General features: G+C 56.7%; 22 protein-coding genes. 17 read left to right on the top strand and 5 right to left on the bottom strand.

The genetic code is table 11. From position 1 onward, the window contains the following. Positions 1–254: 254 nt before the first annotated feature. The gene (gene tyrS, locus FVV99_RS03200) at positions 255–1,454 is read right to left on the bottom strand and encodes a tyrosine--tRNA ligase (protein ID WP_148252566.1); all 1,200 of its coding nucleotides are present in this window, start codon (positions 1,452–1,454) and stop codon (positions 255–257) included. A gap of 124 nt (positions 1,455–1,578) precedes the next feature. Here tyrS and FVV99_RS03195 point away from each other — a divergent pair, with 124 nt between their 5' ends. After that, a complete protein-coding gene (locus tag FVV99_RS03195) occupies positions 1,579–2,715 on the top strand; it encodes an anhydro-N-acetylmuramic acid kinase (RefSeq protein ID WP_148252565.1) in 1,137 nt (378 codons plus the stop codon). Positions 2,716–2,727: 12 nt separating this feature from the next. Here the strand turns inward: FVV99_RS03195 and FVV99_RS03190 are convergent, their stop codons facing one another. Continuing rightward, positions 2,728–3,780, bottom strand: a complete 1,053-nt coding sequence (locus FVV99_RS03190; RefSeq protein ID WP_148252564.1) for a type IV pilus twitching motility protein PilT — start codon at positions 3,778–3,780, stop codon at positions 2,728–2,730. Between the two features lie 35 nt (positions 3,781–3,815). Between FVV99_RS03190 and FVV99_RS03185 the strand changes: the two genes are divergently transcribed. From FVV99_RS03185 to FVV99_RS03160, 6 genes are all read left to right on the top strand, one after another. Next, positions 3,816–4,535 (top strand): YggS family pyridoxal phosphate-dependent enzyme, encoded by a 720-nt coding sequence (locus FVV99_RS03185; protein WP_148252563.1) that lies wholly within the window; start codon positions 3,816–3,818, stop codon positions 4,533–4,535. A gap of 38 nt (positions 4,536–4,573) precedes the next feature. Continuing rightward, a complete protein-coding gene (gene proC, locus FVV99_RS03180; protein ID WP_148252562.1) occupies positions 4,574–5,398 on the top strand; it encodes a pyrroline-5-carboxylate reductase in 825 nt (274 codons plus the stop codon). Positions 5,399–5,422: 24 nt separating this feature from the next. After that, positions 5,423–6,013 carry a YggT family protein gene (locus tag FVV99_RS03175; protein WP_148252561.1) on the top strand — a complete coding sequence of 197 codons (591 nt, stop codon included), beginning with the start codon at positions 5,423–5,425 and terminating at the stop codon, positions 6,011–6,013. 61 nt (positions 6,014–6,074) lie between these two features. Beyond that, positions 6,075–7,232 (top strand): homoserine O-succinyltransferase MetX, encoded by a 1,158-nt coding sequence (metX, locus tag FVV99_RS03170; protein WP_148252560.1) that lies wholly within the window; start codon positions 6,075–6,077, stop codon positions 7,230–7,232. Further along, positions 7,232–7,831: a methionine biosynthesis protein MetW gene (gene metW / locus FVV99_RS03165; RefSeq protein WP_148252559.1), complete on the top strand. Its 600-nt coding sequence runs from the start codon at positions 7,232–7,234 to the stop codon at positions 7,829–7,831. The genes metX and metW overlap by 1 nt, the downstream gene beginning before the upstream one ends. Before the next feature lie 33 nt (positions 7,832–7,864). Further along, positions 7,865–8,329, top strand: coding sequence for a DUF4426 domain-containing protein (locus FVV99_RS03160; RefSeq protein ID WP_148252558.1), 465 nt, complete (start codon positions 7,865–7,867; stop codon positions 8,327–8,329). A 9-nt stretch (positions 8,330–8,338) separates the two neighbouring features. Here the strand turns inward: FVV99_RS03160 and sfsA are convergent, their stop codons facing one another. Together sfsA and FVV99_RS03150 are read right to left on the bottom strand one after the other, a co-directional pair. Continuing rightward, on the bottom strand, positions 8,339–9,064 hold the full coding sequence (gene sfsA, locus FVV99_RS03155) for a DNA/RNA nuclease SfsA (RefSeq protein ID WP_148252557.1): 726 nt from the start codon (positions 9,062–9,064) through the stop codon (positions 8,339–8,341). Beyond that, a complete protein-coding gene (locus tag FVV99_RS03150) occupies positions 9,065–10,234 on the bottom strand; it encodes a pyridoxal phosphate-dependent aminotransferase (protein ID WP_148252556.1) in 1,170 nt (389 codons plus the stop codon). Between the two features lie 222 nt (positions 10,235–10,456). Here FVV99_RS03150 and dksA point away from each other — a divergent pair, with 222 nt between their 5' ends. The 10 genes from dksA to FVV99_RS03105 all read left to right on the top strand — a co-directional run bounded on the left by dksA (position 10,457) and on the right by FVV99_RS03105 (position 22,352). After that, the gene (gene dksA, locus FVV99_RS03145) at positions 10,457–10,894 is read left to right on the top strand and encodes an RNA polymerase-binding protein DksA (RefSeq protein WP_148252555.1); all 438 of its coding nucleotides are present in this window, start codon (positions 10,457–10,459) and stop codon (positions 10,892–10,894) included. An 82-nt stretch (positions 10,895–10,976) separates the two neighbouring features. Further along, positions 10,977–11,864, top strand: coding sequence for a tRNA glutamyl-Q(34) synthetase GluQRS (gluQRS, locus tag FVV99_RS03140; protein ID WP_148252554.1), 888 nt, complete (start codon positions 10,977–10,979; stop codon positions 11,862–11,864). Between the two features lie 35 nt (positions 11,865–11,899). Next, entirely contained in the window at positions 11,900–12,076 is a 177-nt protein-coding gene (locus FVV99_RS18635) for a hypothetical protein (protein WP_201745013.1), read from the top strand. Further along, complete coding sequence (locus tag FVV99_RS03135; RefSeq protein ID WP_148252553.1) at positions 12,066–15,026, top strand: ATP-binding protein; 2,961 nt, start codon at positions 12,066–12,068, stop codon at positions 15,024–15,026. Before FVV99_RS18635 ends, FVV99_RS03135 begins: the two co-directional genes overlap by 11 nt. Continuing rightward, positions 15,004–16,398, top strand: a complete 1,395-nt coding sequence (locus tag FVV99_RS03130) for a sigma-54-dependent transcriptional regulator (RefSeq protein ID WP_148252552.1) — start codon at positions 15,004–15,006, stop codon at positions 16,396–16,398. The genes FVV99_RS03135 and FVV99_RS03130 overlap by 23 nt, the downstream gene beginning before the upstream one ends. Positions 16,399–17,353: 955 nt before the next feature. After that, positions 17,354–18,748 (top strand): polynucleotide adenylyltransferase PcnB, encoded by a 1,395-nt coding sequence (gene pcnB / locus FVV99_RS03125; RefSeq protein WP_148252551.1) that lies wholly within the window; start codon positions 17,354–17,356, stop codon positions 18,746–18,748. Next, entirely contained in the window at positions 18,741–19,238 is a 498-nt protein-coding gene (gene folK / locus FVV99_RS03120) for a 2-amino-4-hydroxy-6-hydroxymethyldihydropteridine diphosphokinase (protein ID WP_148252550.1), read from the top strand. The genes pcnB and folK overlap by 8 nt, the downstream gene beginning before the upstream one ends. A 148-nt stretch (positions 19,239–19,386) precedes the next feature. After that, the gene (gene panB, locus FVV99_RS03115; RefSeq protein ID WP_148252549.1) at positions 19,387–20,178 is read left to right on the top strand and encodes a 3-methyl-2-oxobutanoate hydroxymethyltransferase; all 792 of its coding nucleotides are present in this window, start codon (positions 19,387–19,389) and stop codon (positions 20,176–20,178) included. Beyond that, a complete protein-coding gene (panC, locus tag FVV99_RS03110; RefSeq protein ID WP_148252548.1) occupies positions 20,178–21,041 on the top strand; it encodes a pantoate--beta-alanine ligase in 864 nt (287 codons plus the stop codon). The genes panB and panC overlap by 1 nt, the downstream gene beginning before the upstream one ends. Positions 21,042–21,173: 132 nt before the next feature. Further along, a complete protein-coding gene (locus FVV99_RS03105; protein ID WP_148252547.1) occupies positions 21,174–22,352 on the top strand; it encodes an acetyl-CoA C-acetyltransferase in 1,179 nt (392 codons plus the stop codon). A gap of 84 nt (positions 22,353–22,436) precedes the next feature. Here the strand turns inward: FVV99_RS03105 and pnp are convergent, their stop codons facing one another. Next, positions 22,437–24,575 (bottom strand): polyribonucleotide nucleotidyltransferase, encoded by a 2,139-nt coding sequence (pnp, locus tag FVV99_RS03100; RefSeq protein ID WP_148252546.1) that lies wholly within the window; start codon positions 24,573–24,575, stop codon positions 22,437–22,439. Positions 24,576–24,647 lie beyond the last annotated feature (72 nt).

The raw sequence follows: 24,647 nt of genomic DNA, 5'->3' as shown, positions 1-24,647 counted from the left end.
TTACCTGATCGATTGTTAAAGAGCGTCTCGCCGGGCCGGGCCTCAGCGAGGAAGGCGTATTCTACCGGAAACTCACTACCTGTCAATCCCGGTAACGCCGCCAATACCCAAAATAACCCATAAAACAACAAGTTCGGTATCGGCCCACTACCCAGGGGATGGCCCCTCGTCGGCAGCGGATGCGTACTCTACGACGTCAGTGACGATAACGCAAGGGGGTATGGAATATCGGTCAATACGCAACACAACAGCCTCTAATCGAGCACGACACGAGCGATGCGCTTCTTCCCGGCTTGAATGATGTAACTCTGCCCGACAGACAACATATGGTCACGATCGACGACGGTTCCATCGACTCTCACACGCCCATTACCCAGCATGTCCTTTGCCTGAGCACTATTCGTGGTCAGCCCTGAACGGTTCAGTACCGCAGCGATCGGGGCTTGTGCGCCGCCACCGAACTCGACACTGACTTCAGGTAAATCGTCGGGCAGCTCGCCTTCAGCCAACTGGTTACCGGCCGATTTATGCGCATTGGCAGCCGCTTCTTCTCCGTGATACCGACCGATCAATTCACGCGCCAGTTCCATCTTGATATCACGCGGGTTGGCCCCTTGTTCCACGTCCCGCTTGAGCCCTTCAAGCGCCTCATTGGATTTCAGGGACAACAGCTCGAAATAGCGCCACATCAGAGAATCAGGCATGGAAACCAGCTTGTTGAACATGGCACCGGGGGACTCGTCCACACCGACATAATTGTTCAACGACTTGGACATCTTCTGCACACCATCCAGACCTTCGAGCAGCGGCATGGTGATCACTACCTGCGGGGTCTGTCCGAAGTGTTTCTGAATTTCACGCCCCATCAGCAAGTTGAACTTCTGATCGGTTCCCCCCAACTCTATATCGGCCTCCAGAGCCACCGAGTCATATCCTTGGATCAAAGGGTAGAGAAATTCATGGATGGATATCGCCTGCTCGGCATCATAGCGTTTTTCGAAATCATCGCGTTCAAGCATTCGCGCCACTGTACTCTGACCGGCAAGCTCGATCATGTCTGCAGCACTCATACCGGAGAACCATTCAGCATTGAAGCGAACTTCAGTCCTGTCGGGGTCCAATACCTTGAAGACCTGTTCACGGTAGGTCTGGGCGTTGGCTTTCACCTCGTCTTCGGTCAATGGCTTGCGGGTCACGCTCTTGCCGGAGGGGTCACCGATACGCCCGGTGAAGTCACCGATCAAAAAAATAACCTCATGTCCCAAGTCCTGAAATTGACGCATCTTTGTCAGCAGCACACTGTGTCCCAGGTGCAGATCCGGCGCTGTGGGATCGAACCCCGCCTTGATTCGCAGTCTACGGCCGGAAGCGAGCTTTTCTCTCAGTTCATCTTCCAGCAGAATTTCATGGGTACCACGCTGCAGAAGCGCTAATGCGCTTGAGACATCGGTCATCTTCACCTGCTCCACTCAAAGCGGTTGATCATGTCGAACCCCGATACGACGATCAGATGGCGCAACATGATAGCATGACTCGTCGGCTTGGTTGAGAGTCGGCCGGTTCCCAGGAGTCTCGTGCATGTCGTTATTCATTGGATTGATGTCCGGCACCAGTCTGGACGGCATTGATGCCGCATTGGTCCGGTGCAGTGAGCACTCGACGCCTGAGCTACTGGCGACCCGAGCCATTGAGATGCCTGCCAGCCTTCGCAAGCGGCTACTGCACCTGTGTCATGCGGATGAGGTCCGATTTGCCGACCTTGCCCGATCGGAATATGACTTCTGCCATCAGCAAGCCATAGCTGTTGATGCCTTGTTATCCAGCAGCGGCACTCCACGGACATCGATTCTGGCTATCGGCAGCCATGGACAAACCATCGAGCATGCCCCTACAGGACACCGGGGCGACGCCGGACCGCCTTACACCTACCAATTGGATAACCCTAGTTTATTGGCGGAACTCACCGGCTGTCAGGTCGTTGCCGACTTTCGCCGTCGTGACCTTGCGGCTGGCGGACAAGCTGCCCCTTTGGCCCCGGCCTTTCACGCTGAACTATTTCGCCATCCAACACAGTGGCATGCAGTGTTGAATCTGGGTGGTTTTGCCAACTTGACCCTACTTCCTCCGACGACCAGTAATGCCGAGATCATTGGCTTTGATACAGGGCCAGCCAATGTACTGCTCGATGCCTGGTATCAACGTCATCACGACAACGGGTACTACGATACGGCGGGTCGCTGGGCCGGCAGCGGCGCTGTCGACCGTCGCCTGTTGGCGCAGTTGCTAGGTGACGACTTTTTCCATCGCACGCCACCCAAGAGCACCGGACGAGAAGCGTTTCACCTGTCATGGCTCGACACTCAATTGAAGAATGAGACACCAGCCGATGTGCAAGCCACGTTGGCTGAATTGAGCGCCACGACGATCGCCATGGGCGTGACGATGGCCTGTCGGCAGCAAGCGGCGCCGTTACCCAAGTCATTGATCACCTGTGGAGGTGGAGCACACAACAGCGACTTGATGATGCGCTTGGCCAGGCAACTGCCGGAGATCGCCCTCACTACACCAGACACATATGGCTGGCCCGCCGACTGGCTGGAGGCCGGCGCCTTTGCCTGGTTGGCGTCACGCCGGCTCAATGGTCTGCCAGGTAACCTACCTTCGGTGACTGCCGCGCGCGGGGCACGCATCCTCGGTGGTATCTACAGTGCATGACGACGGTCATGCTCAAGGACAAGAATCGGCAGCCACGGGCAGACTGCCGTATGCCTTGGCCTGCGCTTCATCGCGCGCGACCGCACCAGTATGTACCAAATGCGCCAGGGACATATCCAGAGTCTGCATGCCCCAACCGCCTCCTGACTGAATGGCTGAATGGATCTGGGCCACTCGGTTCTCACGGATCAAATGACGGATCGCCGGAGTCGCCACCAATATTTCATGAGCCGCGACACGTCCACCTTCTAACCGTTTGAGAAGTGTCTGAGTAACGACACCCTGTAACGACTCAGAGAGCATTGAACGTACCATGGCTTTTTCTTCTCCCGGTACGGCATCGACAAGCCGGTCGATTGTCTTGGCTGCCGAGGTTGTGTGAAGCGTACCAAGCACCAGATGACCGGTTTCCGCAGCCGCCAATGCCAACCGAATGGTCTCCGTGTCCCTTAACTCCCCGACGAGAATGACATCCGGATCTTCTCGTAGAGCATTTCGTAACGCCGCTGCAAATCCTGATGTGTCGCGATGAACCTCACGCTGATGGATCAAGCAGCGTTTACTGTCATGCAGAAACTCGACGGGGTCTTCAATCGTTAAAATGTGACCACGACGCGTCTCGTTAATATGGTCTACCATGGCTGCCAGGGTCGTACTCTTGCCTGCTCCTGTTGGCCCCGTCACCAGCACCAGCCCACGCGGCGCCGTCGCCAGAGACCGGAACGTTTCACCGAGCCCGAGCTCCTGCATCGTTGGAACGCGCGATGGAATGATACGGAAAGCTGCGCCAGCACCACGTCCATGATGGAAGGCATTGACGCGAAAGCGGGACATGCCCGACGGGGCAATGACGAAGTCGATATCGTTCAGCGCTTCGTATGCCTGCCTCTGCCGGTCATTCATGATGCCATGGAGCAATGCACGCACATCGGCATCATGCATAGGAGGCGCCTCCATCCGCTGAATGTCGCCTGCCATACGAATCATGGGGCGCATGCCCGCCGAAAGATGCAAGTCAGAGGCTCCCTGTTTTGCCGAGTATGCCAGCAATTCGGTAATATCCATGCTAATTCCCTGCTTCACGTAAGGTCGTCACCAGTATGACAGAGGTCGATATCTCGCAGACACTGGCCGCAAGCCGCTCCCGCCTGGAGCGCGCACTGCATTCGGCTGGCCGCCCATCCAGCGCCGCCGCGTTACTAGCCGTCAGCAAGACCAAACCCGCGAGCATGATGCGTGAAGCCTACCACCACGGGCAGCGGGATTTTGGTGAAAATTACCTGCAAGAAGCGCTGGACAAACAGGAAGCACTCTCTGATCTCGATCAGCTCGTCTGGCATTTCATTGGTCCACTCCAGTCCAACAAGACACGCAGGATCGCCGAACGATTCGACTGGGTACACAGCCTCGACCGGCTCAAGACGGCTCGCCGACTGTCGGAACACCGCCCTGCGGACATGCCACCACTGAATGTTTGTATCCAGGTCAACGTCAGTGATGAGTCCAGCAAATCCGGCGTTCCTCTGTCCGAACTCGACGCATTGGTCGCTGACATAATGGTATTGCCAGGATTGCGACTGCGCGGCCTGATGGCGATCCCCTATCCTACCGACGATATTGCCAAACAACGCCAGCCGTTTGCCTTGTTGCGCCAGGCCCTAGAATCCTTGGCCGCTCGCTATCCACAGGCGGCCCTGGACACGCTATCGATGGGCATGAGCGGCGATCTCGAAGCGGCTATTTCTGAAGGGGCGACTTGGGTGAGGCTGGGCACGGCTATTTTTGGCGAACGCCCAAAGCCTTCCGTCGAGATCGCGTAAGACCGTCAAAAAGTCACCAGTTGAAAAGGAGTAGATCAATGGCCAGCCAAGTCACATTCATAGGTGCGGGGAACATGGCCAGCGCCATTCTCGGCGGAATGATCGATGGCGGTTATCCTCCCCAGGCGATTACCGCTACCTCCCCCAGTGAAGCGTATCTCGAACCACTACAGAAAAAGTTCGCTATCCGTACACTGACCGACAACCGAACCGCCGTTGCCGACGCTGATGTCGTCGTCCTGGCGGTCAAACCACAGATCATGCAAGATGTCTGCACCGACCTGCGCGATACGGTTCAAGCACGTCGCCCACTGATCGTTTCCGTCGCCGCCGGTTTACCGGCCGAGGCACTGGAACGCTGGCTAGGGGGCAATCTGCCCATCGTTCGCTGTATGCCCAATACACCATCGCTGGTCGGAAGCGGTGCCTGTGGCCTCTTCGCCAACCAGCATGTCAGCGATGACCAACGCGCGCTCGCCAGCACGCTGCTAGACTCGGTTGGTCTGGTAGAATGGGTCGAGGATGAGTCACTGCTGGACGCCGTCACTGCCATATCAGGAAGTGGTCCTGCATACTTCTTCCTGATCTTCGAGGCGTTGGAGGCTGCTGGCGTGCGCCTGGGGCTGCCTTTGGAAAGTGCTCGTCGCCTGGCCTTGCAGACAGCGGCCGGTGCGGCGCATATGGCACAACAAAGCGATCAGTCACCGGAACAGCTAAAGCGCAATGTCATGTCACCAGGCGGCACGACAGAACAAGCCATATACAGTCTCGAAGATGCAGGGCTACGTCAGGCATTCCTCGAGGCAACCGATGCCTGCGCCAAGCGCGCCCGTGAGATGGCCGACGAACTCGGCAACCGTTAGACTCTTCAGCTACAAGGAGCCCCCATGGGCAGTCAATTGGGAAATGCCGGCCTGTTGCTGGTTAACACGCTGATCAACATCTACTTGTTCCTGTTGATGTTACGCTTTTTGCTACAGGCCTCCCGCGCCGACTATTACAACCCCATCAGCCAGTCGACCGTCAAGATCACACAGCCAGTGGTCGGATTATTTCAGGGGTTTCTGCGCCCAGTCGGCCCCTTCGATCTGGCAACACTCGCTGCGGGCTTTCTGCTCAAGGCCATCAGTATCATCGTGATTCTGCAGATCGCCGGCTTTGGCATGCCCCCCCTGCTTGGGGTCGCCATTGGGACAGTGGCCGCGCTAGCCAATGCCATACTGAAGATCTATTTTTTCGCCTTGATCGCCATGATCATTCTCAGTTGGGTCGCTCCCCAGGCCAGTCACCCCGGCGCGATACTCATCATGCAATTGGTCGAGCCGATCATGTCGCCACTACGCAAGGTCATCCCTCCTCTGGGCATGATTGACTTGTCGCCTATCGTGGCATTCATCGCAATCAGCCTCCTCGACGGCCTGGTTGTCAGTTCCCTGACGCGTGCCGCTGGTGTATCCGGCGCACTGATCGGCCTATAACAATGACAGGAACTTAGTGATTGTGCAGGATCTATCAACCTCGCAGAGTACCGATACCACAATGTCCAAGATTCCTTCCGACTCGGTCGGCCTTGTGACACCCCAGACAGCACATTTCGATACCCCGTTGACCTTGGCTTGCGGTAGGACGTTGCCCAGTTACGATCTGGTTTACGAGACCTATGGCGAGCTCAATGCCGAACGCAGTAATGCAGTGCTGGTTTGCCATGCTCTATCAGGACATCATCATGCCGCAGGCTATCATCATGAAGATGACCGAAAGCCCGGATGGTGGGAAGCGCATATCGGCCCCGGCAAGAGTATCGATACCAATCGCTTCTTCGTGGTATCGCTGAACAATCTGGGAGGGTGCCATGGGAGTACCGGTCCCTGCTCCACCGACCCGGAAACGGGACGGGTGTGGGGTCCCGATTTTCCCATGATGACAGTGACCGACTGGGTCCATAGCCAAGCCAGGCTCGCCGACCGGCTGGGTATCGAACGCTTCGCCGCAGTCGCTGGCGGCAGTCTCGGAGGAATGCAGGTACTCCAGTGGACGCTGGCTTATCCTGAACGTATTGCCAATGCCTTGATTATCGCTGCGACGCCGAAGCTGTCGGCACAGAACATCGCCTTCAACGAGGTCGCGCGCCAGGCGATTCGTTCCGACCCCGAATACTATGGTGGGCGCTACCATGAGCACGACGCCATCCCCCGACGTGGGCTCAAACTGGCCCGAATGATCGGCCATATCACCTACCTGTCGGAAGATTCGATGGGGTACAAGTTCGGTCGCAACCTCAGGGAAGACGATTTCCATTTCGGCTATGACGTCGAGTTCCAGGTGGAATCTTATTTGCGCTACCAGGGAGATACATTCTCGACGTCGTTCGATGCCAATTCATACCTGCTGATGACCAAGGTGCTCGACTATTTCGATCCGGCAGACATTCACGGTGGCGACCTGGCGACTGCACTGGCGCCAGCCAACTGCCCTTTCCTGGTTGTCAGCTTTTCCTCGGATTGGCGCTTCCCGCCATCGCGTTCCGAAGAGCTTGTCGATGCGCTGATACAGGCCGACAAGTCGGTCAGCTATGCGCGTATCGAATCGCCACATGGACACGACGCTTTTTTGCTTCCGGAGCCCCGTTATCAGTCCGTTTTTTCCGCTTTCATGGGGCGTATTGCCCGTGACCTGTCTCTGAAGGAGGCCCACTGATGCGCTCTGACCTGGCTCTTATTCGTCGGTGGGTTCCGGAAGGGGCCCATATTCTCGACCTGGGGTGTGGTGACGGCGCTTTGCTGGATACTCTCGCCCGTGAGAAAGGCGTCAGTGGCTACGGACTCGAGATCGATCCCGAGGGGATTACTGCCTGCATGGCACGCGGCGTCAATGTCATTGAACAAAATCTGGACCAAGGGCTGGCCAACTTTGACGACAACGCCTATGACCTCGTCATCATGACTCAAGCACTGCAAGCATTACGCCGTCCCGACCTGATGCTGGACGAAATGCTGCGTATCGCCGAAGAGTGCATCATTACGTTTCCCAATTTCGCGTATTGGCGTCATCGCTTCTATCTTGGATTCAAGGGTTACATGCCTGTTTCCAAGTCGTTGCCGTATGCTTGGTACGACACACCCAACATCCATTTATCGACGTTTAATGATTTTGAAAGGCTATGTCGTGACAAGGACCTGATCATCCGCGACCAAGCGGTAGGAAACGGAGACCATGAAGCTCACTGGAGTGCGAAGCTATGGCCCAATCTCTTTGGAGAAACCGCCGTTTACCGTATCGGGCGCCACGGGGCATAGCAGAGCCGCTGCCCAGTTTGTTGGAGAATTCGCATGAGATGCCATAGTCATCTACACGCTCTCATCCCGTGCCTGGGAGCCAGCCTGCTTCTGGCAGCGACATCACTCTATGCTCAGCAGTCCAAACGGGTCGGGGACTACCAGATACACTACAGTGCCGTGAATACCAGCTTCTTGTCCCCGGATATCGCCAGCATGCACGATATCCAGCGCAGCAAGGTCCTGGCCATGTTGAATGTCAGCTTCTTGCGAGACGCCGGGAAAGGCGAAAGCGAACACGTGGACGCCATGGTCGATGGCCGTATCGGCGGGCCGTCGGGACAGTCAGAAGAGCTGGCGTTCAGGCACGTCCGTGACGGTGAAGCGCATTATCAGATTGCCACCTTCCGGATTCGTGAAGACGCCCCCATGCACTTTGAACTGGACGTGACCTATTCCCCAGACGAGCCCCCTGAAACAGTCAGCTTCGCTCAACGCTTCTACATCGATCGCGAATGACGCCCACACTTAGACGATGACCGGTAACCGTTTCGCCAAACGAATACCATGCGGCACCCCTGCCATGCATGACACCTCACAACCGTATGCCATCACCTCGACACCTTGCTGGATGCTGTCACTCAACGCGTTGGCATAAGCCGGATCGAGGTGCGCAGCCGCAGCCACATCGGCAATCCCGGTATGTGCGACACAGAACAGCAACACCGCTCGGTGCCCCTGTGCGGCTAACTGCTTCAGGCTTTCAAGGTGCTTGAGGCCACGCACGCTGACGGCATCGGGAAAATAACCGTGGCCATCACTTTCTCTCAACGTGACTTGCTTGACTTCGACGAAACAGGCCTCGTCACCGCGATAATCAAGCCGAAAATCCAGACGAGCCCCCGCTGCAGCGACTTCTCGCCGCATAGCCGTATAGCCGGCCAGTTCCGGAAGAAGGGCCAGCCGCAGCGCCTCCTCGACAATGTCGTTGGTGCGACCGGTATGCACCGATGCCAACGCGCTGCCACCGGCAGCGCCAGGAAGTTCAACCAATTCCCAGGTCCATGCCAGTTTACGTCGAGGATTGTCGCTGGCGGACAGCCAGACATGACTTCCCGGAATATTGACGGCCCGCATCGAGCCTGTATTCGGGCAGTGTGCTTGCACCACCGTGCCATCATCCAAGGCAATATCGGCCAGGAAGCGTTTGTAGCGGCGACGAAGTGTGCCAGGCGTGAGCCGAGGATAGTCCATTCATCCCCCCGGTTGGCGAGCCAGGAACCGTGACAGGCGCTCAACCGCCTCCTCAAGCCGCTCTATACGGGTCGTAAAGGCAATACGGACATGCGTATCCCCTCCACGAACGGCAAAGTCGATGCCCGGTGTAATGGCTACATTCTCTTCTTCCAGCAAGCTACGGCAGAATGCCTGGCTATCATGGCTATAACTGGAGATATCCAACCACAGGTAGAAGGCCCCCTGGGGAGGTACTGACGGGGCCAGCCCAAGAGCTGACAATCCACGCAGCAAGGCATCACGGCGCTGATGCAGCTCACGACGACGCGATTCCAGTTCCTCGCGGCATGCAGGGTCAAACGCGGCCAGCGCTGCATACTGAGCCGGTGTCGAGGGTGCCAGGAAAATATTCTGGGCCAAGCGCGTCAACGGCTCGATAGCCGATCTAGGAGCCACCAGCCACCCCAAACGCCAGCCAGTCATCCCAAAGTACTTGGAAAAGCTGTTCACTACGAAGGCGTCCGGCGTGAGCGAGACAGCAGACACCGGCTCCACATCGTATGTCAGCCCCTGGTAGATTTCATCCACTAACAGGTGTCCACCATGCATGTCGACGGCATGCACCACTGCGGCAAGCCGGCTCGCATCAAGCATATGGCCGGTCGGATTCGATGGCGTCGCTAACATGGCCAAGCGCGTATCATGGCGCCAGTGAGCAGACACAAGCGCTTCATCCAGTTGCCAGCCACTCTCAGGCCCTACGGTAACCGTGTCCAGTTCGGCACCCGCCAACGCCATGAAATGCCGGTTACAGGGATAGGTCGGATCGGCCATCAATACACGAGTCCCTGGCTCGACCAGCAACTGACTCGCCAACAGCAAGGCTCCGGATGCCCCCGGCGTCACGATGACACGCTCCGGCTCCAGCTCAACACCAAACTGGTCTGCATAATATCCAGAGATGGCATCACGCAATGCGGGTATCCCGGTAGCAGGCGTATAGCGGGTTTGTCCGGCCGTAAGCGCCTGCCGGGCAGCGTCGACGATAGCGGCAGGCGTTGCAAAGTCTGGCTCGCCCACTTCCAGGTGGATCACATCATGCCCTGCTGCTTCCCGTGCTTGCGCCGCTTCCAGCAAACTCATCACGCGAAACGGCTGCACGTTGTCGACTCTTGAACTCCAACGCATCGTCTTCTCCTGCGAGCCCCTACAATGAACCGGGCACAGAAATCATATGCTACGGTCCAACGACAGTGTACTCTTGGCAACCAGTATCTTGCATGGCACGTTCCATCACTATAGTGGTTGCAAATGCCGAGATTTTTCGCTAAACAAACAGACCTTTGGCGGGAGATACCTCACTCAGCGTCAGGTATTGATCAGCAGTCACTCAAGCAATGAGGCAGCCCCATGCCAGCAACACAACAGAAAGCCGAAACGCCCCGAAAATTCACCCCGTATGAGCCGGCGCCGGGTGAAGAGTACATGAACGACAAGCAATTGGAGCACTTCCGGCAAATTTTGCTGAGCTGGAAGCAGGAACTGATGGAAGAGGTCGACCGTACCGTCCGCCATCTGCAGGAAGAAGCCAACAATTATGCCGACCCCGCGGACCGGGCCACCCAGGAAGAAGGGTTCAGCCTGGAACTGCGCGCGCGCGATCGTGAACGCAAGCTTCTCAAGAAGATCAACGAAACCATCGAAAAGATCGATGAGGACGATTACGGCTTTTGCGATGCTTGTGGCGTTGAAATAGGCATTCGCCGACTCGAAGCTCGCCCCACGGCAACGCTCTGTGTCGACTGCAAGACATTGGCCGAACTGAAGGAGAAACAGCTCGGCGGCTGATCGGCCATCGTCATGGACCCGCGATATCGGACCGACGAGCCCTTCGAGGGCTCGCGGATCCTTGGTTGAACGACGCCAACTTATGAGTACCTATCGTGGACGTTTTGCGCCCACTCCTTCTGGTCCATTGCACTTTGGGTCATTGATCGCTGCATTGGGCAGCTTTCTGGATGCTCGACACGCAAGCGGCCAATGGCTGGTTCGCATTGAGGACATTGATCCACCGCGTTGTCCTACCGGCACCAGCGACGAGATACTGCGGCAGCTCGAGGCCTTTGGGCTATGCTGGGATGACACTGTGTGCTACCAGCATGATCGCGATGGCGCTTACCAAGCAGCACTGGAGCAGCTCCGACGGCAGGAACTCGCCTATCCCTGTAGCTGCTCGCGCAAGCAATGGCAAGACTATCCGATCTATCCCGGCTGGTGCCGCAGCGGTGTTCGTGACCCGAACAAGCCGCTAGCCTGGCGTCTGCGTAGTGACTTGGGGCGACGCCCCATTCGATGGTGCGACCGATTATTCGGTGAGCAGGAGTTCGATCCAGCTCAGCTTGGCGACGTTGTCCTCAAGCGCAAGGACAATTTGTGGGCCTATCAGCTCGCTGTTGTCATTGACGATGCTTTTCAGGGTATCAGTGATGTCGTGCGGGGATTCGACCTATTGGATAATACGCCCTGGCAACGCCAACTTCAGGCGGCCCTGGACCTGAATGAACCCCGCTATCTGCACTTACCCTTGGTTGTCGCTGACAATGGGCAGAAGCTTTCCAAGCAGAATCACGCCCCGGCGCTACCGGTCAGTGGAGATGCCGTGCGTGGCGTGTTGCACCAAGCGCTGATCGCACTCGACCAGACGCCCCCCGCAGAATTGGCTGTCGCACCAGTCCACGACCAGCTCCATCATGCAATTCAGCATTGGGATATCGAAAAATTGACACCCCACGCCCAACGACGTAATCCAGCCTGTTAACATCACTGCTATCGCCAACTCGATTGGGAGCAACCATGTACGTTTATCGCATCATGCTGTTTCTGGTATTTGGCGGTTACCTGCTGTCCCCCATGCTCATGAGCGGGTGGGCGACACCCGGGATCGCCTGGTATCGCCCTTTCCTGATCTGGGGCATCCTGATCGCTCTCTCTGTCTGGCTGGAACAAAAGAGGCATCTGGATGAACGCTAGTCTGGGCGGCGTCTTCCTACTGGGGACCGGTTACCTCTCGTTGCTGTTCCTCTGCGCGCTAGCCGTTGAACGCGGCTGGATTCCGTCACGCATTGCACGCCACCCAGCAGTCTACACGCTCGCTCTCGGCGTTTATGCCAGCGCGTGGGCTACCTATGGCAGCCTGGAGTTCGCCAGCCAATCCGGCTACGGCTATCTCGCCTATTATCTCGGTGTAGCCGGAGCTTTCCTGCTCGCCCCAGTGCTGCTGCTGCCAATCCAGCGCATGACGCAAACCTATCAACTATCCTCGCTCGCCGACCTGTTCGCATTTCGTTTCCGCTCACGTTGGGTCGGCACACTGATCACGATAGTGAGTCTGCTGGCTGTTCTGCCATTGCTGGCACTACAGATTCAGACGCTCGGCGATACGATCCATCTTTTGACACAAGCCGGCTCGCCAGCGTTACTAGCGCTCGCTTTCTGTCTTCTTATCGCTTTATTCGCCATTTTCTTCGGTGCCCGGCACAGTCGGCTTCATGCGCGTCACGATACGGTCGTCGCCGTAATCGCCCTGGAATCCCTGGTCAAACTGGTCGCCATGCTCTCACTGGGAGCCATTGCTCTATTCGGCATCTTCAACGGCCCTGCCGACCTGCAAAACTGGCTCGATAATGAAGGGCTCAGACATCGGATGAGCGTGACACGCCTCGAACCCGGGCAATGGCGAACCCTATTGATGCTGTTCTTCGCTGCAGCGTTTTTGATGCCACACATGTTTCACATGACGTTCGCCGAGACGCTATCCCGTCGCGCGCTATTGAAAGCTGGCTGGAGCTTGCCTCTTTACCTGTTACTCATGGCGCTACCCATCCCTTTGATCCTCTGGGGCGCCCAGCATGCCGGCGCCGACCCAGGCACTCTTGGCAGTGCCTATCTCGGCTTCGGGCTCTCAGACTCCCCATGGGTGGCTTCACTCGTGTTCATCGCTGGCCTGGCGGCTGCCAGCGGCACCTTGATCATCATAGCCCTCGCATTATCGGGCATGATGCTCAATCATCTGGTACTCGTCGCCCACCCGCCCTCACAACAGCCGAACCTGTATCGCTGGCTACTGTGGTTGAGACGTGCACTCATTGCTATCGTCATCCTTGGCGGGTGGCTGTTCTATCGCACGGTCGGCATCAAGAATGACCTGACGAGCCTAGGGCTGGTCTCTTTCGTCGGCATGGCTCAATGCCTGCCCGGGATACTCGCCGTACTCTATTGGCCCGGGGCCAACCGCAAGGGCATGGTTGCCGGTTTGCTGGCGGGGCTGTCGATCTGGTTACTTGGTTCATGGTGGCCACTGTTAAGTGGACACCCTCCCGTGATCATCATTCCACCGGGACTGGAGATGCTGGCCACGGAGCCCACCTGGTACATCGTGGCTCTCGTCTCTCTAGCAGCCAATATCCTGACATTCATCCTTGTATCACTGATTACACGCACGTCAGAAGGCGAACGGGCTGCCGCAGAGGCTTGTTCGGTAGATGCCGTCATTCGGCCCAAACGACTGCCATTGCTGGCGGCCAATGGGGAGGACTGCAAGCGCTCACTAGCGACAGCCTTGGGCCGGGACGTAGCGGAACGAGAAGTCGATCGTGCCATGTCGGCCCTGCGCATGACAGACGAAGAACACCGGCCTTATGCTTTGCGTCGGCTGCGTGACCGAATCCAAGCGAACCTGTCAGGGCTCATGGGACCGTCGGTTGCACAGGATATCGTTGATCGCTACCTGCCATACCACCGTGACGGGCAAACGGCGACCGATGACATTCACTTCGTCGAAAACCGTCTGGAAGCTTACCGCTCACGACTCACCGGCCTAGCCAGGGAATTGGATGGTCTACGCCGCTACCACCGTCGAACGTTGGCTCAGCTTCCCATTGGCTTGTGTGCCTTCGGAGACGATGACGAACTGTTAATGTGGAATGATGCCCTCAGTGACCTTTCCGGCATCGAAGGCAACAGCGTCATCGGCGCTCATCGCAATAGTCTGCCATCCCCCTGGGGTGAACTTCTTGGCAGGATACTCACGGAAGATGCGGAGCGACTTTACAAGCAGCCGGTAGAACTGACGATCGGCCGTCGTTATTTAACGCTTCATAAGGCGTCATTACAGGGGGATGACCTTGAGCGGGGCGGTAGCGTGATCCTGGTTGAGGATCATAGCGAACTGAAATGGCTCGAAGACGAGTTGGTCCATGCCGAGCGTTTGGCATCCATCGGACGATTGGCCGCTGGGGTCGCTCATGAGATCGGCAATCCGGTCACCGGTATATCATCACTGGCTCAGAATCTTCGCTATGACACGACCGATCCAGCCATTTTGGAAACCGCTGAGCATATCCAACAACTTACCGACCGCATATCGCGCATCGTCAATTCACTGGTCGGTTTCGCGCACGGTGGCAGACATGCACAAACGACGAACTTCACTCGTATCAATCTCCACCAGGTGATCGATGAAGCCCTGCACTTGATCCATTTGGCACGATCACGTCAGGATGTCAGCTATCGGAATGAATGCCCCCAGAGCCTGTACGTCGATGGTAATGCGCAGCAGTTGGTGCAAGTATTCGTGAACCTGTTGAGTAATGCCCGCGATGCCAGTCCGGATGATGGCCAGATCATCATCTCCGTAACCAGTGAGGAGGGCGGGGTACATGCGACCGTCACTGATGAAGGGTCCGGCATTGATCCATCGGTTCGTGAGAATCTGTTTGAACCGTTCACGACGACAAAAGCCGTGGGTGAGGGAACGGGGCTGGGGTTATCACTGGCCTACAGCATCGTTGCCGAACATCAAGGACACATTCGGATCGAGTCACCGCCCCCCGGCCAAGCGCATGGCACCCGCATCAGTATGTGGTTGCCCTTGAGCAAAGAGGATGGCAACGCCCCACATGAGCCGAATTCTAATCGTTGAAGACGAAGCCATTATCCGCAGCGCCCTGCGGCGGCTGCTGGAACGTCATGACCATGAAGTCAGTGAAGCGGAATCCTTGACTGATGCCAGGTCATTGGATCCGCAAAGCTACGATTTGGTCATTGGCGACTTGCGCCTCCCGGGCGACCCGGGCACGGCTCTGATCGAGATCGCATCACCGACGCCGGTCCTGATCATGACTAGTTACGCCAGCATGCGTTCCGCGGTCGATGCACTCAAACAGGGGGCCGTGGACTATATCGCCAAGCCCTTCGACCATGACGAATTGCTGGAAACCGTTGACAAGACATTACAGCAATATGGCCGCACCGCTGGCTCGGAAATCGCGTCTCCTCAAGAGGAATCACCGGCAATGACCGGCGACTGTGCCGCCATGCAGGCTGTCTATTCACGAATTCGCAAGACGGCTCCCGCCGATGTGACGGTCTTGATCCAGGGCGAATCCGGTACCGGCAAGGAATTGGTTGCACGCGCCATCCATCAGCAGAGCCAACGCAACAAGGCGCCGCTGATTTGCGTCAATTGTGCTGCCATTCCGGAAACACTCATCGAGTCCGAACTCTTCGGTCATGAAAAAGGCGCCTTTACCGGCGCCAATGCTGCACGTACCGGACTCGTCGAAGCCGCCGATGGTGGGACACTGTTTCTCGATGAAATCGGCGAGTTGCCGATGGATGCCCAGGCTCGATTACTTCGCGTTCTTCAGGAAGGAGAAATCCGCAAGATAGGTTCGATCGAGACACGGCATGTCAACGTGCGCCTGATTGCAGCCACTCACCGGGACCTGCATGCCTTGTCGCGGAACGGCGAGTTTCGACTCGACCTTTACTATCGCCTCAATGTCATGCAGATAGACTTGCCCCCCCTGCGTGACCGTGAGGACGATATCTTGAAGATTACCGACGCACTGCTCGAAAGCGCCTGTCAGCGCCATCATCGACCAGGACTCAAGCTTTCACGCACAGCACGTCGCGAGATTCGCGACTACCCTTGGCCGGGCAACGTCCGAGAGCTGCAAAATGCATTGGAACGTGGCGTCATACTCGCAGAAGGCCATCTCATCCATCCGGACGACCTGGGATTGCGGCCAATCGCGACACCCCGCGGTGCGCCGCCCCCTGGGCCGGCATCGCCACCGAGACAGCATTTCAGCAACCCCGAAGCCCCACTCAATGACGATGAGCTCTCGCTCGAAGATTATTTTCAGCATTTCGTCCTGGAACACCAGGATCAGATGAGTGAAACCGAGCTGGCGCAAAAATTGGGAATCAGCCGCAAATGTCTTTGGGAACGCCGGCAACGTCTTGGAATCCCTCGCAAACGGAGTACGCGCGGCCGTTCCGCCAGCTAGGTCACGACCAATGTCTAACGCCCGCGACAGCGGGCTTCCAGGGGATGACGGCAGCCACCAATAGACATTCCGCACCATTTGTTACCTTCTCACACAGCATATGCCCCATCAGGCTGCATGTCGGGTAACACATTCGGCGGATTCGACTTCCGTATTGATTCGACACCAAATTAACTACCTGTTTTTTATCATTTTTTTATTGATAGGCATGGCTTCTGCTACTATATAGACCAAGAAGAACAATTCCCGGACAAACGCCGACTATCCGGTTCAGCCAAACAACAACAACGCGGTATCGTTTCGGCATAGCACAACCGCCAACAACAACAAACGGTCAGTGCCATAACGCAACCACATGCCAACACAACAACAAGGCATAATGGGTTGCGGCTCGGTCATAACAATGACAAAAGCATCGAGGGTCCGGTTCAGGACGCGACGCATCGAGTACGGGCAATAACAAGAACAAGCTCGTCAGAGATGCATCTTCGGCAACAAGAATAACAAGCCGAAGGAAGGTAGTTTCTCTACCGTCGTGGTTGGATTATTGTTTTGAATACGAGACGGTCGTGCAGGGGTCAAGCACCAATAACAAGTCGATCGCTTACCCGAATGATTTTTAATGACCGTGGTGCGTATTCAAGGCGATGCGCCATCACGAAGAAAAATCAGCAGCATGGATGCTGAATGCTTGCTTTAAGGGGAGGCCATCAGGCCTCCCCTTTCTACATCATTACAGCTCGGGACCTACCTGCCAGTTCAGGCTGCCAGCAATATCGTTGCTAACGGCAAGAGAAACTGCTAGCACCGGCTTCACCTGCTATAGTAGCTCGCAAGCCACCACCCATGCTGACGACAGATACGAGGCGTTCCCATGGCCCAACATATGGTTCCCAATGTGTCGGTGGTCGGCTACACTTGAAGTCTTTTGCCAACCGCGAGTCTAGATCGCTGCATGTTCAAAGGATTTACCCGCTTTCTACAGCACCCCGGTGAACGTTTGAAAAATTTTTTCGCCACTCAGGAAGGTGCCGGACAATCACCCGGTATGCGTATCATTCCTCGTGAAGATCATCCGGTCTCGAGAAGCCTCTTCTCCGATGCCGCACTGAAGGTGCTCTATCGACTACATAACGCCGGTTTTGAGGCCTATCTGGTCGGAGGCTGCATTCGAGATGCTCTGCTTGGCAAACAACCGAAAGACTTCGATGTCGCCACTGATGCCACCCCAGAGCAGTTGCGTGATCTCTTTCGAAACTCGCGCATCATCGGTCGACGCTTTCGCATCGTCCACGTTCGCTTCGGTCGGGAAATCATCGAAGTCACGACGTTCCGCGGGCGGCCCAACGATGATCATGGTGAACATGTCTCGCGTCAGTCGGAAGAGGGGCTTCTGCTGCGCGACAATGTCTGGGGTAATATCGAAGAGGATGCAAGACGTCGGGATTTCACGGTCAATGCGCTTTACTATAACATTGCCGACTTCTCGATTCATGACTGGGCCGATGGTGCCAGGGATATCGAGTCTCGCACGCTACGCCTGATCGGCGATCCCGAAACGCGTTACCGAGAGGATCCCGTGCGGATGCTGCGAGCCGTCCGGTTCGCGGCCAAGCTAGGCTTCCAACTGGACGCCGACACCGCATCGCCAATCCACGAGCTAGCACCGTTGCTGCTTCAGATTCCACCAGCACGCCTATTCGATGAAGTTCTCAAGCTCTTCCTCGCGGGACATGCACTGGACACGTTCCGAATGCTCAGGGAGTACCAGTTGTTCGCGATGCTGTTTCCCGAAGCGGAAGAATCCATGCACGAACTGCCTTGGGCTGAAGCACTGATTGAGCAGGCTCTCACCAGTACAGATGCCCGTATTCACCAGGATCGCCCTGTGACGCCGGCATTCCTGTTTGCCGCTTTCTTGTGGCCTGGCATGGTTCAGCGGCAACACACATTGGAAGACGAAGGGATGCCCCCCGTTCCCGCACAACAAACCGCTGCCCAGCAAGCCGTCACACGTGAAGTCCAGCACATCGCCATCCCCAAGCGATTCAGCTTGCCTATGCGCGACATCTGGGAATTGCAACAACGCCTGCCACGTCGCAACGGCAAGCGCGCTTTTCAGACCCGAGATCATCCACGCTTCCGCGCCGCCTACGATTTCCTGCTATTGCGAGAGAAAGCCGGTGAGATAGAACCGGGCCTCGGTCAGTGGTGGTCTGCTTTCCAGGAGGCTGATGACCATGAAAGACATCGCCTACTGGGTAAGGTCGATACAGGACCGAACAGTCGTCCCAAAAAACGGCGTTCTCGTAAACGACGCCGACAGTCCGCCCCAAACCAGAATGACTGATCAGCCAGGATCCACCGCCTATATCGCGTTAGGGAGTAACATCGATTCACCTCAATTGCATATTGAGCGTGCGATGGAGGAGTTAGGCAGGCTGCCTATCACTCAGTTGACCCGCTGCTCTCCCCTTTATAGCAGTCGCCCCGTTGGTCCTCAGGATCAACCGGATTTCGTCAACGCCGTGGTGGCAGTCTCGACGCGGCTATCACCGCTCGCTTTGCTCGATCAACTGCAGGCTCTGGAGCAACGACATGGGCGTCAGCGACAGCGCCGCTGGGGTCCCCGCACGCTGGACCTCGACCTGTTACTGTATGGCGAGAGACGGATGCAGACTTCTCGATTGACACTTCCACACCCTCATATGCTTGAACGTGCCTTCGTCCTCACTCCGCTGGCCGATATTGCCGGTCACGTGTCGTTGGCGGGAGGCGAGGATATCGCTACATTAGCGTGCAGGCTACCTGATGACGGCTTGCGGGTCGTGTTACCGTAACGGTAAAGTGTTTCAGCAGATGTGTTACCTGATCGCCCAAAACAAGCCATGGATGTAACACTTGGCGTAACAGGGCATTAATAAAACAGTGCCATCAAAGGCCATTGAACATGGCCGCTGACACGATAACGATTGAGACAGCACGCCTATGAAACCTGTCACCCTTAGCACGCTACAAGCATACAAGCGTGGTGGAGAAACGTTCAGCTGCCTGACTGCCTATGACGCATCCTTTGCTCGTATGGCGAGTGATGCCGGTATTGAGGTCCTTCTGGTCGGTGACTCACTCGGCATGGTGCTGCAAGGTCATGACAGCACTCTGGCCGTCACCCTGGACGATATCCGTTACCACACACGATGTGCAGCTCAAGGCAAGGGCAACAGTTTATTGATGGTCGACCTGCCATTCATGAGCAATATCAGCCAGGAACGTCTTCTGCAGAACGCCGGCGAGTTGATGCGCGCCGGCGCCGAGATGATCAAGATCGAAGGCGAGTCATGGATGGCCGATGGCATTCGGGAATTGTCGCGACGGGGTGTCCCCGTATGTGCTCACTTGGGACTGACACCGCAAGCCGTACATCAGTTCGGCGGTTACAAGATTCAAGGACGCGATCAGGAGCGCGCCGATCAACTGCTTGCCGATGCCAGGATTCTGGTTGACGCAGGCGCGTCGGTGATTCTGCTCGAATGCGTACCAGCCGAACTGGGTCAAGTCATGCGCGATACTCTGGAGGTACCGGTGATAGGCATCGGTGCCGGCGTCGATGTCGACGGACAGATTCTTGTCATGCACGATGTCATCGGTGTCACTCAAGGCAGAACACCACGCTTCGCCAAGAACTTCCTCACTGACGCCGATGACATTGCCTCGGCCTTCCGTCACTACCATGAAGACGTGAAGGCGAGACGCTTCCCCGCTGCGGAGCACAGCTTCTGATGCGAATCATAGAGGATATCAGCGAACTGCGGCATGTGCTGGCAAGCGCAAAAGAGGCAGGACAGCGCATTGGCCTGGTACCCACCATGGGAAACCTGCATGCCGGGCACTTGGCCCTGGTCGAGGCAGCCCGCGCCCGTGCTGATATCGTGGTCGCCACGATTTTCGTCAATCCCTTGCAATTTGGCCCGGACGAAGACCTGGACACCTACCCCAGAACCCTGGAGGCTGACCGTCAGGCCCTGGAGCAAGCCGACTGTGACCTGCTTTTCATACCTACCGCCGACATGCTGTATCCTCGCGGCCTGCCTTCCCATACAAAAGTCATGGTCAGCGGAGTCAGTGAAGGACTCTGTGGTGCCCACCGACCCGGTCACTTCGATGGTGTCTCAACCGTCGTCACCATGCTGTTCAATCTGGTCCAGCCTCATCTGGCATGCTTTGGCGAAAAAGATTATCAACAGCTCACCGTCATTCGTCGGCTTGTCGATGACCTGCATTTCTCCATCGATATTGTTGGCGTTCCCACAGTCAGGGCAGCTGACGGCTTGGCGCTGTCATCCCGTAACAGCTACCTCAGCGACGAGGAACGCCTAACAGCCCCCGGACTCTATCGCACCCTATGCAAGGCACGTGATGCATTGGAGGCCGGGACCCCTGAGCAAGTGGTATTAACCGACGCATGTCACCAGTTATCAGCCGAAGGGTTCACGACCGAATATCTCGAGCTTCGACAGGCCTCCGACCTGGACGAGGTTCACCCCGGAACACGCAGTGCGGTACTCCTGGCGGCGGTCCATCTCGGACCGGCCCGGCTCATCGATAATCTCTCGGTTGCCCTGCCCGTAAATGACGCTAGTTAGGTGCGTCCGGTCCTGGCTCTTGCTACCCATATGAGTAAGCCGATGTCGCGATTTACTCCTTAAGAGTCATTGTCGCGGCGCACAAGAGTCACCTATGCTAGAAGATCCTACCTCCGTTACGAGGATGCTTTTATGCAAGATGTGGTGATTGTCGCGGCTCGTCGCACTGCCATCGGCACATTCGGTGGCTCCCTGGCCGGCATTCCCGCCAGTGAGTTGGGTGCCCATGTCATCAAGGACCTCCTGAACTCGACCGGTGTCGAAGGCGATCAAGTGGATGAAGTCCTGCTTGGCCAGGTCCTGACCGCTGGCGTCGGACAGAATCCCGCTCGCCAAGCCTCGATCCACGCCGGGCTACCCGATACCATTCCTGCCATGACCATCAACAAGGTCTGCGGCTCAGGACTGAAAGCGCTTCACTTAGCGACTCAAGCGATTCGATGTGGTGACGCCGAATTGATCGTCGCCGGTGGCCAGGAAAACATGTCCCTCTCTCCGCACGTGCTGCCTAACTCGCGAATCGGCCAGAGAATGGGGGACTGGAAGGCGTTGGACTCCATGGTACACGACGGCCTATGGGATAGCTTCAACAACTACCACATGGGTGTCACTGCCGAGAACCTCGCGGACAAATACGGTATCTCTCGGGAGGCCATGGATGAATTCGCAGCGGCCTCGCAACAGAAAGCGGCCGCCGCTATCGATGCCGGCAGGTTCAAAGGACAGATCGTCCCTATCGAGATCCCTCAGCGTAAAGGTGACCCAGAAATATTCGAAACCGATGAAGGTCCGCGCGCCGGAGTAACGGCCGAAAAATTGGGAGCGATGAAAGCGGCTTTCAAGAAAGACGGTAGCGTTACGGCAGGCAACGCGTCATCGATTAATGATGGGGCGGCCATCGTCATGATATGCAGTGCCGACAAGGCAAAGTCGCTTGGCCTGGAGCCTATGGCCAGGATTGCCGGTTACTCCAATGCCGGTGTCGACCCAGCTATCATGGGAATCGGTCCTGCACCGGCAACGCGTCGCTGCCTCGAGAAGGCCGGCTGGAGCCTGGATGAACTGGACCTGGTGGAAGCCAATGAAGCGTTTGCTGCACAGGCCCTGGCGGTGAACAAGGAGCTGGATTGGGATACCAGCAAGATCAATGTCAATGGTGGGGCCATCGCCTTGGGTCACCCCATTGGCGCTTCTGGCGGCCGCATTCTGGTCACGCTGTTGCACGAAATGGCAGCCCGTGACGCGAAAAAGGGGCTTGCCACCTTGTGTATCGGTGGCGGGCAAGGGGTTGCACTGGCCATCGAACGTTAAGGCGCTGCATGCATTTTCTGGGCTGCCAAAAGACAACCGCCGCCAGGATAGCCCCCTGACGGCGGTTGTCTTACAGCGTAAGTCTTACAGTTGGGGTTGGGGTTCCGCCTCAGAGGCTTCGAATGCCGCCCTCTCTTCCGCGGTGATCTCCTTGATCGACAATTTAACGCGATTGCGATTATCGATATCGAGCACCTTGACGATGACCTCATCCCCCTCATTGAGGTAATCGCGGACATCGTTGACACGCTCGGGCACGATCTGGGAGATATGAACCAACCCGTCGGTGCCCGGGATGATATTGACGAAGGCCCCGAAATCGGCGATGCGTACTACCTTGCCCTTGTAAAGCTTGCCGATTTCCGCTTCGGCCGTGATTTCCAATACGGCGTCGATTGCCTTCTTGGCAGCGGTCTTGTCATCCGCATAGATCCGCACAGTGCCATCATCATCGAGGTCAATAGAGGCACCTGTGTCATCACAGAGCTTGCGAATCGTCGCGCCCCCCTTGCCGATCACATCACGGATCTTATCCGGATCGATATTGATCGTCGCCATTGACGGCGCATTTTCCGACACTTCGGTACGGCTTTGCGAGATCACCTGGTTCATTTCACCGAGAATTTGCAGACGAGCCTCAAGGGCCTGCTGCAACGCCGTCTCCATGATCTCTTCGTTGATCCCCTCGATCTTGATATCCATTTGCAGGGCGGTAACGCCTTCCGCGGAACCGGCGACCTTGAAATCCATATCGCCCAGATGGTCTTCATCACCGAGGATATCCGTCAGTACCGCGAACTTGTCACCGTCCTTCACCAATCCCATGGCAATACCGGCGACAGGTGCCTTGAGCGGCACTCCGGCATCCATCAACGCCAAAGAGGTACCACATACGGTGGCCATGGAACTGGAGCCATTGGACTCGGTAATCTCGGATACGACCCGAATGGTATAGGGGAAATCGTCGTCATTGGGCAGCATAGCCTCAACGCCCCGGCGGGCTAGACGGCCATGGCCGATTTCGCGACGCTTTGGCCCCCCCATGAAACCGGCTTCACCGACACAGTACGGAGGGAAGTTGTAATGCAGCAGGAAGCGGTCTTTTCGCTCACCTTCCAGCGACTCGATCAATTGCGCATCCCGCAGTGTACCCAAGGTCGAAACGACCATGGCCTGAGTCTCGCCCCGCGTAAACAGCGCTGACCCATGAGTCTTGGGCAATAAACCGACATCGATATCCAGGGGACGCACTGTTTTATGATCACGGCCATCAATCCGTGGCTCGCCATTGGTAACCCGCGAGCGAACCACTCGCTTCTCGAGGCTGGAAAAGGCATCGGCAACCTCATCGGCATCGAATGAGTCATCTGCCTCACCCGTCAATTGCTCGATAGCTTCCGCCTTGATAGCGGATAGCGCATCCTGACGCTGCATCTTGTCGGTAATGCGGTAAGCATCGCCCACTTTACTCTCGAAGCCGGTGGTCATGGCCTCTTTCAGGGGCGTATTTTCCGTCGGCGGCTGCCAATCCCACTTCGGCTTGCCGGCCTTCTCGACCAACTCGTTAATCGCCGCTATGGCCACCTGCATTTCCTGGTGAGCATACAGTACCGCCCCCAGCATTTCGTCTTCAGACAGCTCCTTGGCCTCCGACTCGACCATCAGGACCGCTTTGCTCGTACCGGCCACGACCATATCCAGTTCGGAGGCAGCGAGTGCTTCCACGGTCGGATTGAGAAAGTATCCATCGCTTTCGGTAAAGCCGACCCGCGCCGCTCCAAGAGGGCCATTGAAGGGAATACCTGAAATCGCCAACGCTGCCGAGGTACCAATCATCGCGGCAATATCCGGATCCTGGTTACGATCAGCGGATAACACGGTACAGATCACCTGTACCTCGTTCATGAATCCATCGGGAAACAGTGGACGAATAGGACGATCAATCAACCGTGAAGTCAGCGTTTCCTTCTCCGTGGGCCGCCCCTCACGCTTGAAGAAACCACCGGGAATCTTGCCAACCGAGTAGGTCTTTTCCTGATAAAACACCGCCAACGGGAAAAAATCCTGCCCGGGCTTCAAGTCCTTCTTGCCAACCACGGTACACAATACCACGGTATTATCCATGGTCACCTGCACAGCACCGGTGGCCTGTCGAGCGACGCGGCCCGTTTCTAGCGTGACGGTGCTACCACCGTACTGAAAACTTTGCTTGACCGGATTCACGGTATCATCCTTCAACTTGTCTGTTTCATGTTTGGTCGTTTTGACTCGGTGACCATTTTAGGAGTTCGTAGC

The organism is Aidingimonas lacisalsi (assembly GCF_008079445.1).
Taxonomy (GTDB): Bacteria; Pseudomonadota; Gammaproteobacteria; order Pseudomonadales; family Halomonadaceae; genus Aidingimonas; species Aidingimonas lacisalsi.
The sequence above is the reverse complement of the archived record's forward strand: the minus strand, read 5'-3'. Positions and strand labels throughout refer to the sequence as shown.

Excerpts from the sequence above, each read along its gene's own strand:
- FVV99_RS03135 (WP_148252553.1), top strand. The coding sequence starts at position 12,066 with ATGAACGCTAGTCTGGGCGGCGTCTTCCTACTGGGGACCGGTTACCTC.
- dksA (WP_148252555.1), top strand. The coding sequence starts at position 10,457 with ATGCCAGCAACACAACAGAAAGCCGAAACGCCCCGAAAATTCACCCCG.
- gluQRS (WP_148252554.1), top strand. The coding sequence starts at position 10,977 with ATGAGTACCTATCGTGGACGTTTTGCGCCCACTCCTTCTGGTCCATTG.
- FVV99_RS03160 (WP_148252558.1), top strand. The coding sequence starts at position 7,865 with ATGAGATGCCATAGTCATCTACACGCTCTCATCCCGTGCCTGGGAGCC.
- FVV99_RS03195 (WP_148252565.1), top strand. The coding sequence starts at position 1,579 with ATGTCGTTATTCATTGGATTGATGTCCGGCACCAGTCTGGACGGCATT.
- FVV99_RS18635 (WP_201745013.1), top strand. The coding sequence starts at position 11,900 with ATGTACGTTTATCGCATCATGCTGTTTCTGGTATTTGGCGGTTACCTG.
- panC (WP_148252548.1), top strand. The coding sequence starts at position 20,178 with ATGCGAATCATAGAGGATATCAGCGAACTGCGGCATGTGCTGGCAAGC.
- FVV99_RS03130 (WP_148252552.1), top strand. The coding sequence starts at position 15,004 with ATGAGCCGAATTCTAATCGTTGAAGACGAAGCCATTATCCGCAGCGCC.
- metW (WP_148252559.1), top strand. The coding sequence starts at position 7,232 with ATGCGCTCTGACCTGGCTCTTATTCGTCGGTGGGTTCCGGAAGGGGCC.
- FVV99_RS03105 (WP_148252547.1), top strand. The coding sequence starts at position 21,174 with ATGCAAGATGTGGTGATTGTCGCGGCTCGTCGCACTGCCATCGGCACA.
- pcnB (WP_148252551.1), top strand. The coding sequence starts at position 17,354 with ATGTTCAAAGGATTTACCCGCTTTCTACAGCACCCCGGTGAACGTTTG.
- FVV99_RS03185 (WP_148252563.1), top strand. The coding sequence starts at position 3,816 with ATGACAGAGGTCGATATCTCGCAGACACTGGCCGCAAGCCGCTCCCGC.
- FVV99_RS03150 (WP_148252556.1), bottom strand. The coding sequence starts at position 10,234 with ATGCGTTGGAGTTCAAGAGTCGACAACGTGCAGCCGTTTCGCGTGATG.
- proC (WP_148252562.1), top strand. The coding sequence starts at position 4,574 with ATGGCCAGCCAAGTCACATTCATAGGTGCGGGGAACATGGCCAGCGCC.
- panB (WP_148252549.1), top strand. The coding sequence starts at position 19,387 with ATGAAACCTGTCACCCTTAGCACGCTACAAGCATACAAGCGTGGTGGA.
- tyrS (WP_148252566.1), bottom strand. The coding sequence starts at position 1,454 with ATGACCGATGTCTCAAGCGCATTAGCGCTTCTGCAGCGTGGTACCCAT.
- FVV99_RS03175 (WP_148252561.1), top strand. The coding sequence starts at position 5,423 with ATGGGCAGTCAATTGGGAAATGCCGGCCTGTTGCTGGTTAACACGCTG.
- folK (WP_148252550.1), top strand. The coding sequence starts at position 18,741 with ATGACTGATCAGCCAGGATCCACCGCCTATATCGCGTTAGGGAGTAAC.
- sfsA (WP_148252557.1), bottom strand. The coding sequence starts at position 9,064 with ATGGACTATCCTCGGCTCACGCCTGGCACACTTCGTCGCCGCTACAAA.
- FVV99_RS03190 (WP_148252564.1), bottom strand. The coding sequence starts at position 3,780 with ATGGATATTACCGAATTGCTGGCATACTCGGCAAAACAGGGAGCCTCT.
- metX (WP_148252560.1), top strand. The coding sequence starts at position 6,075 with ATGTCCAAGATTCCTTCCGACTCGGTCGGCCTTGTGACACCCCAGACA.